Origin of the sequence: Polaribacter marinaquae (assembly GCF_038019025.1) — a bacterium.
Classification (GTDB): Bacteria; Bacteroidota; Bacteroidia; order Flavobacteriales; family Flavobacteriaceae; genus Polaribacter; species Polaribacter marinaquae.
On sequence record NZ_CP150496.1, the window covers coordinates 2609966 to 2622543 of the forward strand.

General features: G+C 28.9%; 14 protein-coding genes. 6 read left to right on the top strand and 8 right to left on the bottom strand.

Annotated elements, in window-relative coordinates; genetic code table 11:
• Window positions 1-20 precede the first annotated feature (20 nt).
• The 5 genes from bamA to WG950_RS11810 form a co-directional block, all read right to left on the bottom strand.
• Window positions 21-2576 carry an outer membrane protein assembly factor BamA gene (gene bamA, locus WG950_RS11790; protein WP_079737260.1) on the bottom strand — a complete coding sequence of 852 codons (2556 nt, stop codon included), beginning with the start codon at window positions 2574-2576 and terminating at the stop codon, window positions 21-23.
• A gap of 7 nt (window positions 2577-2583) precedes the next feature.
• Window positions 2584-3327, bottom strand: coding sequence for an isoprenyl transferase (locus WG950_RS11795; protein WP_079737259.1), 744 nt, complete (start codon window positions 3325-3327; stop codon window positions 2584-2586).
• A 3-nt stretch (window positions 3328-3330) separates the two neighbouring features.
• Window positions 3331-4008 carry a DUF6089 family protein gene (locus tag WG950_RS11800; protein WP_340932602.1) on the bottom strand — a complete coding sequence of 226 codons (678 nt, stop codon included), beginning with the start codon at window positions 4006-4008 and terminating at the stop codon, window positions 3331-3333.
• Between the two features lie 106 nt (window positions 4009-4114).
• Window positions 4115-5014 (bottom strand): NAD kinase, encoded by a 900-nt coding sequence (locus tag WG950_RS11805; protein ID WP_340932603.1) that lies wholly within the window; start codon window positions 5012-5014, stop codon window positions 4115-4117.
• A gap of 57 nt (window positions 5015-5071) precedes the next feature.
• On the bottom strand, window positions 5072-5731 hold the full coding sequence (locus tag WG950_RS11810) for a CBS domain-containing protein (RefSeq protein ID WP_340932605.1): 660 nt from the start codon (window positions 5729-5731) through the stop codon (window positions 5072-5074).
• A gap of 60 nt (window positions 5732-5791) precedes the next feature.
• On the opposite strand from WG950_RS11810, the gene WG950_RS11815 reads away from it, so the two are divergent.
• The 3 genes from WG950_RS11815 to WG950_RS11825 are packed head-to-tail and all read left to right on the top strand — an operon-like array spanning window position 5792 to window position 8194.
• Entirely contained in the window at window positions 5792-6505 is a 714-nt protein-coding gene (locus WG950_RS11815) for a pyridoxine 5'-phosphate synthase (RefSeq protein WP_340932607.1), read from the top strand.
• Window positions 6506-6528: 23 nt separating this feature from the next.
• A complete protein-coding gene (locus tag WG950_RS11820) occupies window positions 6529-7299 on the top strand; it encodes an alpha/beta fold hydrolase (protein ID WP_340932608.1) in 771 nt (256 codons plus the stop codon).
• A gap of 31 nt (window positions 7300-7330) precedes the next feature.
• Window positions 7331-8194, top strand: a complete 864-nt coding sequence (locus WG950_RS11825) for a phosphatase PAP2 family protein (protein WP_340932610.1) — start codon at window positions 7331-7333, stop codon at window positions 8192-8194.
• Here the strand turns inward: WG950_RS11825 and WG950_RS11830 are convergent.
• The 3 genes from WG950_RS11830 to WG950_RS11840 all read right to left on the bottom strand — a co-directional run bounded on the left by WG950_RS11830 (window position 8191) and on the right by WG950_RS11840 (window position 9458).
• Entirely contained in the window at window positions 8191-8424 is a 234-nt protein-coding gene (locus tag WG950_RS11830; RefSeq protein WP_077810063.1) for a hypothetical protein, read from the bottom strand. The genes WG950_RS11825 and WG950_RS11830 overlap by 4 nt on opposite strands.
• Window positions 8425-8427: 3 nt before the next feature.
• Entirely contained in the window at window positions 8428-9033 is a 606-nt protein-coding gene (locus tag WG950_RS11835) for a thiamine diphosphokinase (RefSeq protein WP_340932613.1), read from the bottom strand.
• A gap of 68 nt (window positions 9034-9101) precedes the next feature.
• A complete protein-coding gene (locus WG950_RS11840) occupies window positions 9102-9458 on the bottom strand; it encodes a MotA/TolQ/ExbB proton channel family protein (protein WP_340932615.1) in 357 nt (118 codons plus the stop codon).
• Window positions 9459-9682: 224 nt separating this feature from the next.
• On the opposite strand from WG950_RS11840, the gene WG950_RS11845 reads away from it, so the two are divergent.
• Genes WG950_RS11845 through WG950_RS11855 form a run of 3 tightly spaced genes read left to right on the top strand, consistent with a single transcriptional unit; the run spans window position 9683 to window position 12573 of the window.
• The gene (locus tag WG950_RS11845; protein WP_340932618.1) at window positions 9683-10741 is read left to right on the top strand and encodes a sensor histidine kinase; all 1059 of its coding nucleotides are present in this window, start codon (window positions 9683-9685) and stop codon (window positions 10739-10741) included.
• Between the two features lies 1 nt (window position 10742).
• Window positions 10743-11459: a LytTR family DNA-binding domain-containing protein gene (locus tag WG950_RS11850; protein WP_340932619.1), complete on the top strand. Its 717-nt coding sequence runs from the start codon at window positions 10743-10745 to the stop codon at window positions 11457-11459.
• A gap of 34 nt (window positions 11460-11493) precedes the next feature.
• The gene (locus WG950_RS11855; protein ID WP_340932620.1) at window positions 11494-12573 is read left to right on the top strand and encodes a diphosphomevalonate decarboxylase; all 1080 of its coding nucleotides are present in this window, start codon (window positions 11494-11496) and stop codon (window positions 12571-12573) included.
• Window positions 12574-12578: the final 5 nt, after the last annotated feature.

Here is a 12578-nt window from a genome sequence, read left to right on the forward strand (position 1 = left end):
TTAACAAATGTACAGTTTTCTTAGAATTGTCTTCCGATAATAAAATGTGTTTGCCAACCAGATTTTTCTATTTGACCAGGTAATGGATCGAACCCATGAGCAAAATCGATACCTAATAAACCAAATGCAGGCATAAAAATTCTTACACCTAAACCAGCTGATCTTTTTACGTTAAACGGATTAAATGTTCTAAAATTGTCATAAGAGTTACCAGCTTCTAAGAAACCTAAAGTATAAATAGATGCAGATGGTGAATCTGTAATAGAATACCTTAATTCTAATTGAAATTTATTATAAATAGTACCTCCAGAAATAGAAGATAATCTGTTGTTTTCATACCCTCTTAAACCTACTGTTTCTCTACCGTCTAACTGAAATTGAGCTATACCGTCTCCACCAACAAAGTAACGTTCAAATGGTGTTTGACCTAGTTTATCACTATAAAATCCTAAGAATCCCATTTCAGCATTCGTCATCAACACTAATTTATCTGTAAAAGAAGTATACCATTTACCTTTAGCGTTTAATTTATAGTATTCTAACCACTTATATTTATCTGCTAAAAAGTCATTTTGCTCTTCTGCAGTTAAATTATCTGGTTGATTGTAATCTTTATCTGTGAATAAAGAATATGGAAGTGTCGCTTTAATTCCGAAAGAAAATTCTGAACCATAAGTTGGGAAAATTAAACTTGGTCCTGAAGAATTTCTTGTTAAGTTAATATTATAAGATAAGTTATTTAATGTACCATTGTCTAAAACATTGTCTCCAACTCTAAAACCATAATTTTTTAATTGAAAACTTTGGTAAGAAATTGTTTGTGATAACTGAAAGAAATCATCTGGCCATTTTAAACGTTGTCCTAAACCAATAGAAGCACCTGTAATACCTAGTTTTCTACTTCTGTCTACATCAAAAGTTTGAGGGTCTAACTGAAACTGATTTGATTGATAAATAGAAAATGATAAAGATTTTGGAGTTTTACCACCAAACCATGGCTCTGTAAAAGAAAAACTATATGTGTTAAAAGTTCTACTAGATTGAAGTCTTAAAGATAATTTTTGACCGTCACCGGTTGGTAATGGTTTGTAAGCTTCTTTATTAAAAATGTTTTTTATAGAAAAGTTGTTAAAAGATAAACCTAATGTTCCTATAAAAGAACCACCACCATAACCACCTTGTAATTCTATTTGACTACCACCTTTTTCAATTACGTTAAAATTGATGTCTGTAGTTTTATCTCCGTAATTTGGCGTTACATCAGGTGTTACATTTTGATCAAAAAATCCTAACTGACCTATTTCTCTAATAGATCTAATAATTTCTCTTCTACTAAATAAATCTCCTGGTTTTACACGTAATTCTCTAAAAATTACATGATCATTTGTTTTGTCATTACCAGAAACAGTAACCTTTTTAATTCTTGCTTTTTCGTCTTCTCTAATTCTAATTTCTACTGTAATAGAATCGTTTTCTACTTTAGTTTCTACTGCATTAATTTGAGAGAATAAGTAACCGTTGTTTTGGTATTCCGAAGAAATATCAAAAGAAGTAGGGCTTCCGTCTCCGCTAACACGTTCTTTTAAAACAGCACCGTTATAAATGTCTCCTTTTTCAATCCTTAAGACTTGCTGTAATTGCTCGTCTGTATACTCTTTATTTCCAACAAATAATATTTCTGCAAAACGATATTGTCTACCTTCTTCTAAATCGATATTAATGTCTATTGTATTATCATCATTCCAAGAAATTCCTTCTTTTAAAATACGAGCATCTCTATAACCTTGTCTGCTATAAAGATCTAAAATGCTTTCTAAATCTTCTTGATAATCTTCTTCTATATATTTAGATCCTTTCCAGAAACGACCAAAAAATTTCTCTTTGGTGTTTTTCATGGCACCTCTTAATTTTTTATTTGAAATAGCGTCATTTCCATTAAAGTTGATATCTTTAATTTTAATTTTTTTCCCTTTATCTATAAACACAGACATGTTTACGATATTAATATCCGAAGTATCTTTTTGAACATCTAAAGATACTTTTGTTTTTAAGAATCCTTTATCTGTATATTTTTTTCTGAAATAATTTTTAGAGGTAACTAACAAGTTATCTGTTACCATTTTACCAAGTTTTAATTCGGTTTCTTTTAAAAGTTCTTTGGCTTTAGACTTCTTAATTCCGTTTATTTTAACTTGATTTAGCTGAGGTAATTCTTGTACATCTAATTGCAGGTATACTGTATTACCATCAATTTTTGCTAAATAGACATCTACATCACTAAATTGGTCACTTTCATAAAGTTTTTTAATAGCACTTGTAAGCTTGTCTCCAGGCAATTTTATTGTCTGCCCGTATCTTAATCCTGTAAAAACTCGAACTGTTTCTTCGCTAAATTTTTGAAGACCAGTTACAGTAATACCGCCTAAAATGTATTCTTGTCCTTTAACGAACGAAGCTTTTTTAGTGGATATGGTATCCTTTTTAATTATAGATATACTATCTTTTTTAACTTGAGCATTTGCGCTGTAAGTAGAAAATAGTGCTGTAAACACTATTGCTGCAGAAAATAATTTCATAAAAAATTTATTCTGTAATTTGTTCGCTTGTTTTTCCAAATCTTCGTTCTCTATTCTGGTAATCTATAATTGCATCATAAAAATGCTCTTTTCTAAAATCTGGCCAAAGTACATCTGTAAAATATAGTTCGGCATATGCCAACTGCCACAATAAGAAGTTACTAATGCGTTGTTCTCCGCTAGTTCTTATCATTAAATCAACGTCCGGCAAATTAAATGTATATAAATGATTATTTATAGTATTTTCATCTATTTCTTCTAAATTAAGTTCTTTATTAACAACTTTTTTAGATATATTTTTAATTGTATTAACAATTTCTTCTCTAGAACCATAACTTAAAGCCAAAGTTAATACGATTCTAGAATTGTTTTTTGTCTCTTCAAATACTTCTTTAAGAGCTTTTTGTGCTTTTTTAGGAAGACTTGTTATCAATCCAACAGCATTTACCTTAACTCCGTTTTTCATGAAAGTTGGTAATTCCTTTTTTAAAGAATTAACTAATAAAGTCATTAATGAGTCTACTTCTAATTTTGGTCTGTTCCAGTTTTCTGTAGAAAAAGCGTATAAAGTAATTGCTTCTATATTAATTTCTGCTGCAGCTTCAACAGAGTCTCTTACTGCGTTAAGTGCATTTCTATGACCAAAAATCCTATTCATTCCTTTACCTTTTGCCCATCGTCCATTACCATCCATAATTATGGCAACGTGTTTTGGAACTCTTTGTAAATCGATACGTAGTTTTTTATCCATATTTTAAAATCCTTGTGTGTAACAAGCGGGTCTACCAAAAGTATAAATTAAAGATACTCCGGTAAACATATACCAATCATTACTATTACCTTCTATATTGTAATTTAAATTGTCTTCTGTTAGATAATCTAAATCATCTTCAAAAGTATATCTAAATTTACTTTCTATAGAAAATGCAAAATTACCACTTAATTTAGACTTAAAGCCCAAACCTATTGGTATCGCAAAAGATGTTTTTTTATCAAAAAGATCTTCTCCTGCAGTAGTTTGTTCTCTAATATAAGAGTAATTAAAAGCTGCAAGCTCAATTAAAATGTATGGTGTCCAAGTTTTATTTTCTGATGAAATATCATATTCATAAAAATTAAACTCCATTCCTAAAGCAATTTCACCTATTGTATTTGTAAAATTTAATCCTCTATTTCTTCTAAAATCTGTATCTGCATTCTTATCATTTCCTTTAATTGGTAAATAAGAAAGTGTGCCTTTAAAAGCAATTCTAGGATTATAATTATATTTAAAAAAAGCGTTACCTGCTAATTGATTAGGGTATATGTAATTGGTTCTACCAACATCACCAACGTAATTTGTGCCTCCTAAAGAAACACCAATTTCATACACTTGCCCAAACATAATTGCAGATAGGCTAAAAAATACGATAAATAAAATACTTTTTTTCATTCTAAAAAATAGCGAGCAAATATAGGAATTTCAATTTGCTTTATAAAGTTAATACTCAGTCTTTTTTGAATAACCTTTTTTTTTAGGTTTTATTGTAGTTAGTGCGTTAAAGATTTGTTGCGTTTCTTGTGTCTTCTCCCCAAAGCAATTTGCTTCTAAGAGTTTGTAAAAAAGATTGATTATTTGGAATGATACTTTTTATGGTGAATGGTGCTTTTTCTATAAAAACTTTTGTGTTTTCGGAAACTGTTGTAATTCTAGAATCTAATGAAATTAAAAAGTCTTTTTCTCTTGAATCTACTTCTAATTGTATCGAAGTTTGGTCTGAAATTACCATCGATCTTGCATTTAAATTGTGTGGTGCAATTGGTGTAATTACTAAGTTTTTAGAATCCGGAGAAATCACAGGGCCATTGCAACTTAAAGAGTAACCAGTAGAGCCTGTTGGCGTTGCTATAATTAAACCATCTGCCCAGTAATTTGTTAAGTATTCGTTGTTAAGATTGGTTGTTACACCAATCATAGAAGTTGTGTTTTTTCTAGCAATTGTAACTTCGTTTAAAGCAAAATTAAGTTCAGAAAATTCTTTTGTTTCGGGTGCCGTTTTAACAGCTAAAAGAGTTCTTTCTTGAGTTGTATATTCTTCTTTTAAAATTAACTCTACACTTTCGTTAATTGTGTTTTTGTTGATGGTTGCCAAAAAACCTAATCGACCTGTATTAATACCTAAAAGCGGAATGTCTAAATCTCTAATGTAGGTTACAGCTCTTAAAATTGTGCCGTCTCCGCCAAGTGTAAACATCAAATCGAAAGAATTGTTTAAATCTCTAAAATGAGAAAATGTTTTGTATTTATTATCAAGAATTGTTCCTTCTACAAGCAAGTTGTAAAACTTTTCTTCAATAAAGCATTCGATATTATTTTCTTCTAAAATCTTTAAGAGAATTTGAATTTCTTTTTCTGCTGATATAGAATATGATTGGCCGTAAACTGCTACTTTTTTCAAATTTGTAAAATATTTAATATTTTAATTTGCTTTTCTTTTTTAATAATTTCTTAGAAATTACATTTCGAGATATTTCTGTAAATAATCAGACCTGTTTTTTAAATCTTCTAAATAAATATCGTTTTCATGCGTAGAAATTATTTTATAGTCATAACGTCTAAAGGTATGCATAACTTCATTGATGTCTTCTGCTTTAATTTTTAAAGTTACTTGTACATTGCCTTGATTTTTCTCAGAAACATATAAACCTAATAATTTACCGCCATTAGATTCTACTATTTGCGATACTTCGCTCATCGAATAATCATTTTCATTTTTTTCGATAATTAAAGTTTCACTGTCTTCTATCATAAAAGGACTTGTAGAAAAAACATCTAAAACATCACATAAATCGTAATAACCAATATATTCCTTTTCTTTATTAAGCACCGGAATAATCGTTGTGTCATTATCAGCAAAAATCTTTAAAAGTTCTAAAACTGTTGCTTTTTCATCGGCAAAAAAAGAATTTAACAAATGTGCATAACCAACTAATTCGTCAGATTTATTTTCTATTGTTTGTATGTCGTCTTGCGCAAAACATCCTAAAATCTTATTATTTTCTACGACGGCAAAATGTGTTATCGGAAAATTATCGAACAATTTTTGTGCAGCCTTTACACTGCTTTTTAAGCTTAAAGGCTTTATTTCATTTAGTATATAGTCTGTAATATTCATGCTTTACGAATATAGGATAAAATGATTTAATAATTTATCTTTGTTGTCTAATTTAAGACGATGACAAAGTTAAGTGTTAATATTAATAAAATAGCAACTTTAAGAAATTCTCGTGGCGGAAATGTGCCAAATTTACTAAAAGTAGCAGCAGATATTGAAAGTTTTGGTGGACAAGGGATCACAATTCATCCAAGACCAGACGAAAGACATATTAAATACCAAGATGCTAGAGATTTGGTTTCTGTGGTTAAAACAGAGTATAATATTGAAGGAAATCCGATACAATCTTTTATAGATTTGGTGTTAGAAACAAAACCAACTCAAGTTACACTTGTACCAGATGCAATAGACGCTATTACATCAAATGCTGGTTGGGATACCATAAAACATCAATCTTATTTAAAAGAAGTAATTCAAGAGTTTCAACAAAATGGTATTAGAACTTCTATTTTTATTGATACAGATTTAAAACTGATTGAAGCTGCAGCTAAAACAGGTACTGATAGAATAGAATTATACACAGAAGAATTTGCAACACAATACGATTTAGGAAACAAAGAGGCAATTAAACCTTATACTAACGCAGCGATTTTAGCACATGATTTAGGTTTGGGTATAAATGCGGGTCATGATTTAAGTCTTGATAACATAAAGTTTTTTAAAGAAAATATACCAAACTTAGCAGAAGTTTCAATTGGGCATGCGCTTATAGCAGAAAGTCTATATTTAGGTTTAGAAAATGTTGTAAACATGTATTTACACAAGTTAAAATAGCTTCAATCTTAAATAAAACTTACATGTCTAAAGAAATATTACATGCCACAGTAAAAGGAGAAGGTTTTCCTTTGTTAATTTTACATGGTTATTTTGGTATGTCAGATAATTGGAAAACTCTTGGAAATAAGTTTTCAGAAGATTTTGAGGTGCATTTAATAGACCAAAGAAACCATGGTAGAAGTTTTCATGAAGATGAGTTTAATTACGAAGTTTTAGTTGAAGATTTACATCGATACATTTTACATCATAATCTACAAGAAGTTTATTTGCTAGGGCATTCTATGGGCGGAAAAACAGTAATGCAATTTGCTGTAACTTACCCAGATTTAGTTAAAAAACTAATTGTTGTAGATATTTCACCAAGGCAATACCAACCGCATCATAATGCTATTTTAGCAGGATTAAATTCGATAGATTTTAAAGTAGAAGATTCTAGAAGTAAGGTTGATAACAAGTTGGCAAACTTAGTGCCAGATTTAGGTGTTCGTCAGTTTTTGTTAAAAAACGTCTATTGGGTAGAAAAAGGTAAATTAGCTTTTAGATTTAATTTAGAATCTCTAACAATAAATAATCCAGAAGTTGGTGCAGCATTGCCTCCATTTACTGTATTCGATAAAGAAACTTTGTTTTTAAAAGGAGAAAAATCAAATTATATTACAGAAGATGAAGAGGCTATTATAGAAGCACATTTTCCAAGTTCAAAAATTGCTACAATTAAAAATTCCGGACATTGGTTACATGCAGAAAATCCGAAGCAATTTTACAGCGAAGTTTGTGCATTTTTAAATTAAACAACAAAAAGCTATATCAATAAAAATATTCATGAAAAAACTAATAGCATTTGTAATTCTTCTTAGTTTCGGACTTTCTTACGGTCAGAAAGATTCTATTAATTTGAATTTAAGAAAAGATAGCGATAGAGATTTTTGGCAAAAATTTACCTATGATTTAGGTAATATGGCCGGCGGAATGGGCTATGCATATACTAGACCCTTGTATTGGAAAAAGAAAGATTTTGCAAATTTAGGATATGTAGCAGCAGGAACAGCAGCTTTGTATGTAATAGATGATAATGTAGATAATTGGGCAAATGGTTGGCGAAACGATGTACCAAGATGGTTAACAAACTATGGCAATGATATTGGTAGTCCGAATAACAATTTTATGCTAACTGGTGCTGTGTATTTAACAGGTTTGTTTACAGAAAACCCCAAATTAAGAAGAACTGGTGTTTTATTGATATCGTCTGCAGCTGCTTCGGGATTATTACAACAAGTTTCTAAACGAATTATTGGTAGAGCAAGACCAAGAATAGATGTTGGTAAAAGTTCTTTTGATCCTTTTCATATAGATAGGGTTTTTAATTATGATTCTTTTCCTTCTGGACACACCATGTTAGGTTTTACAAATGCTTATGCAATTGCTAAACATTTTGAAAGTCCGTGGATAAAAGCAGGCTTGTATACCATTGGCTCAATACCAGGTATTGCAAGAATTATAGATCGTTTTCACTGGATTTCTGATGTTGCATTTTCTACAGCAATAAGTATTTTTATTGTTGAAGCCATAGATCGATTTTTAGATACAAAATATGATCAAAAATATAATGACCAAAGATTTAAGAAAAAAGTGGTTTGGAATTTACAAGTAACACCACAAAGTTTTGGTGTTACTATGAATTTTTAGGCAATTTCACCTCTTTGTGGTTTTAGAGCGTCTCTGTAAATTTTCATGTCTTTTTCATCAACCGTTATAAATGCAGCACAAAGCATTGGGTTTTGCTCTATAATATCAATTTCGTGAAAGTTTAATTTTTCTAGTTCTGCAAACTCTTTTAAGTGTATTGTGTGGTGTTTGGCAGTTTCTTTTGCGTCTTCACCTCTAAAATCCCACAATAATTTTATTTTTCTGCTCATAATTTAATCGTTTATAAAAATAAATAAGTTTCCAGAAGTATAACTTATATCTACGTTGTTTTCTATTGCCTTGTTTCTTGTGCCAATTCTTTCTCCAAAAACTAAATCTTCATTATTTAAAGAATATTGTAGTCCTTTAGTGGTAATGTTTTTAACTTCAGGAAAAGGAACTAAAGAAACGGTTTTATATTTACAGTTATTAAGAACTGTTTTTTTATCAGCTAAAAAATAACGACCATAATTATCATGAAAAGTAAGTTTTAACTTTTCTTGCCATTGAATAGTGGTGTGTAAATTTCCTAAAAAATGATCTTGTTCTTTACCGCTTGCTCCGTAAATATCAATAGCTGTAAAACCTTTGTCAGATAAGATTTGTAGCATTTTATCAAAATCTGTAAAATTTTGATCTGGTGTTTCTATTACTTCAATTTCTGTTGGTAAACTCTCTAAAGAATCAAAATCTCCCGTAATAAAATTTGGTGTAATTTTTTTTTCTTTTAAATATTGATAAGCGCCATCGGTTGCACAAATAATATCGTAATTAGATAGATTTGGCAGTTTTTTTGGCTTTTCGCCATTTAATAATAAAAAAACTATTTTGGTTTTCATGTGATGCAAAAATACCCATTTCTTATCGAATGAAATGGGTAGGAACTTCAATAAAAAAAAGAAGTCGATTATTTTTCTTTTATAATTATACCGATAATGCCTAAACGTGCAATTAGAAAAGTTAAAGAACCAAAAATAGGAGAATACAAACAAATTTTCAATCCTCCTGCTAAGATTTTAGTTGAAAAACCTGAGGAAATTGAAAGAGCTTGAAATGCTCCCATTAATCCAAGCATCATACCTAAAAATCCCCAAACCAAAGCAAACAAACTTATAGACTTAATCAATTTTAGACCTTTATCGTTTTTATCGCCTTTAAGTAATACTATTATTGTTAATAGAACACAAATAATTAAGGTGATTAAAATTGTGTACATAAATAATGGTCCGCCATCATTTAATAAATTCATTGGTAATAATTTCATAATAAGTTGTTTTTAGTAATTAATATGAATCAAATGTATTTTAAATAGAAGTTCAAATTTTTAAAAAACGATGTTTGATTATTTAAAATTAGTAAACAACCAAATAACAAGGGGTTTTAACAAAAATAACTTAATTTGGTAGAAAAGGTTCGTTTTCTGGTATTTTGCCTTAAAAACTTCTGAGTTTTTAAAAAATATATGATATTGGTAAATTATTTAAAACAATGAATTCATATATAAAATTATTATTTACTGCTTTTTGCCATATCATTTTTTGGGTTGGTGTCTATTTCTTTTACACTTATTTTTTAGGTTATGGTAGCTTAAATGTAAATTATGTAAATTCATTTTCATGGTATTTAATGCCAAGTACAATTGCTACAAGTTATTTTTTTCTGTATTATTTGTTTCCTTTTTATCTTCAAAAAAAGAAATATTTTTTATTTTTTCTTTACAGTATTTACACGTTTATAATTTCTAATTGTGCTATAATTTTATCAATTTTATTTGGTTTTATTTTTTTAGATGCATCTGATAAAATAACTGTAATTCCTTTAACTAAAGGTTTACCATTTATAGTTTTTGGAGTTTATATGGTTGTTTTGTTTTCAATTGTGATAGGATTAATGTTATTTAATTATTTAGATCAAAAAAAAACAGAAGATTTAAAGACTAAATTTCTACAGACTCAACTACAATTAAAAGAACAAGAATTAAAGTTTTTAAAAATGCAAATTCATCCACATTTTTTATTTAATTCTTTAAATACAATTTATGGTTTTGCTTTACAAAAAGGAGATGAAGCGCCAGAAATGATTTTAAAATTATCGAACTTATTAGACTATATTTTATATCAAATAGAAAAACCTAAAGTTAACTTGCAGCAAGAAATTAATCATTTAGAAGATTATATTTCTTTAGAGAAAATGCGTTTTCATGATTCTTTAAAAGTAAATTTTCAAAAGGATATTTTAACAGAAAATATAGAGATTTCGCCAATGTTATTAATTCCTTTTGCAGAAAATAGTTTTAAACATGGTAAAATAAGCAATGGTTTTTTAGAAATTGATATCAAGCTTAGCGTAACTGATAATGAATTGGTCTTTACAATTCAAAATCCATCAAAAAATGATGTTAATTCAAATGTTGGTATTGGTATAGATAATATTAGAAAAAGATTGCAAATGCTGTATCCAGATAAACATCAGCTTAAAATTCAAGATGAAGAAGCAACTTTTAGCGTAAGTTTAAAAATTCAATTAGAAGATTTTCAAAATAATTAATATGAAAAAAATTACTTGTGTTATTGTTGATGATGAGCCTGTAGCAAGAGATATTTTAACTTCTTATGTAGCTAAAATACCTAGTTTAGAATTGATAGCAACTTGTAAGAATGCAATAGAAGCTTTTCAAGTTTCAAATACTCAAAACATAGATATTTTCTTTTTAGATATTAATATGCCAGACATTTCTGGATTGTCTGTGGCGAAATCTATCAACCAAAAATCTAAAATTATTTTTACAACTGCCTATAGAGAATATGCTGTAGATGGTTTCGATTTACAAGCGGTAGATTACTTGTTAAAACCGATTTCGTTTGACCGTTTTTTGCAAGCAATTAATAAGTTGTTTCATCAAAACTCTAAAGTTTCTTCAGAAATTTCATCAGAAGAAAATCTTGTAAAGAATGATTTTATTTTTGTGAGATCTGATAGAAAAATGCTAAAAATTAATTTTGATGAACTACTTTATGTAGAAAGTTTGTCTGATTATATTAAACTTCATTTAAAAGATAAGGTAATTACAACAAGAGAAACAATTAGTAATATTGAAACGAAATTACCCGCTAAAAACTTTCTTAGAATTCATAGATCTTTTATTGTAAATCTTACAAAAGCAACTTCTTACACAAACGAATTTGTAGAGATTGGTAAAAATGCGATTCCTATTAGTAGAACTTACAAAGAAAATGTACTTAAAAAGTTGACAGAAATTTCATAGAAATAGTTTTATCTTTGATGCAAATTTTAGACTTTTGAATACGACACAATTTATTCCAGAAATACTTTCAGAAAAAATAGAAAAGGCAACTTTTACATGGCAAACACCAAGTAATATTGCGTTGGTAAAATATTGGGGAAAAAGCAATCCTCAAATTCCTAAAAATGCTTCTATAAGTTTTACGCTAAATAACTGTCATACAATTACTACAATAGATTTTTTAAAATCAGAAAATTCTGAAAAAGTAGATTTTGATTTATTTTTTGAAGGAAAAGAAAAGGAAGAGTTTAAACCAAAAATTGCTGAGTTTTTTAATAGAGTAGCAAAGTATTGTCCGTATATATTTGATTATAAGATGATAATTAAATCAGAAAACTCTTTTCCGCATTCTAGCGGAATTGCATCTTCGGCAAGTGGTTTAAGTGCAATTGCTATGTGTTTAATGAGTTTAGAAAAAGAGTTAAATCCTGATTTATCAAAAGATTTTATAAATCAAAAAGCATCTTTTTTAGCGCGTTTGGGTTCTGGAAGCGCTAGTAGAAGTATCGAAGGGCCTTTGGTGGTTTGGGGAGCGCATCCTGAAATTGAAGGAAGTTCTGATTTATTCGGAGTTCAATTTCCGTATGAAGTTCACCCGGTTTTTAAAAATTATCAAGATGCTATTTTATTAGTAGATAAAGGCGAAAAAGTTGTTTCTAGTACGGTTGGTCATAATTTAATGCACAATCATCCGTATGCAGAAAATAGATTTACGCAAGCAAATGAAAATCTAGAGAAAATATCTAACATTTTACAAAACGGAGATATAAAGGCTTTTGTAAATTTAGTTGAAAGTGAAGCTTTAACATTACACGCAATGATGTTAACGAGTAATCCGTATTTTATTTTAATGAAGCCAAATACATTGGAAATTATTAATAAAATTTGGAAGTACAGAGCCGAAAACGAGAGTAATATTTGTTTTACTTTAGATGCCGGCGCAAATGTGCATGTTCTATATCCTGAAAACGAAAAAGATGCGGTAAACAAATTTATCGAAGAAGATTTGGTAAACTACTGTCAGAAAAAGCAGTATATTTATGATACTGTAGGTTTAGGAGCAGTAAAAAAGTAACCTAA

Bases quoted from the DNA above. Each gene is read 5' to 3' on its own strand.
- WG950_RS11810 (WP_340932605.1), bottom strand. From the start codon at position 5,731: ATGAATATTACAGACTATATACTAAATGAAATAAAGCCTTTAAGCTTA.
- WG950_RS11795 (WP_079737259.1), bottom strand. From the start codon at position 3,327: ATGGATAAAAAACTACGTATCGATTTACAAAGAGTTCCAAAACACGTT.
- bamA (WP_079737260.1), bottom strand. From the start codon at position 2,576: ATGAAATTATTTTCTGCAGCAATAGTGTTTACAGCACTATTTTCTACT.
- WG950_RS11825 (WP_340932610.1), top strand. From the start codon at position 7,331: ATGAAAAAACTAATAGCATTTGTAATTCTTCTTAGTTTCGGACTTTCT.
- WG950_RS11840 (WP_340932615.1), bottom strand. From the start codon at position 9,458: ATGAAATTATTACCAATGAATTTATTAAATGATGGCGGACCATTATTT.
- WG950_RS11845 (WP_340932618.1), top strand. From the start codon at position 9,683: ATGAATTCATATATAAAATTATTATTTACTGCTTTTTGCCATATCATT.
- WG950_RS11850 (WP_340932619.1), top strand. From the start codon at position 10,743: ATGAAAAAAATTACTTGTGTTATTGTTGATGATGAGCCTGTAGCAAGA.
- WG950_RS11800 (WP_340932602.1), bottom strand. From the start codon at position 4,008: ATGAAAAAAAGTATTTTATTTATCGTATTTTTTAGCCTATCTGCAATT.
- WG950_RS11815 (WP_340932607.1), top strand. From the start codon at position 5,792: ATGACAAAGTTAAGTGTTAATATTAATAAAATAGCAACTTTAAGAAAT.
- WG950_RS11820 (WP_340932608.1), top strand. From the start codon at position 6,529: ATGTCTAAAGAAATATTACATGCCACAGTAAAAGGAGAAGGTTTTCCT.
- WG950_RS11835 (WP_340932613.1), bottom strand. From the start codon at position 9,033: ATGAAAACCAAAATAGTTTTTTTATTATTAAATGGCGAAAAGCCAAAA.
- WG950_RS11830 (WP_077810063.1), bottom strand. From the start codon at position 8,424: ATGAGCAGAAAAATAAAATTATTGTGGGATTTTAGAGGTGAAGACGCA.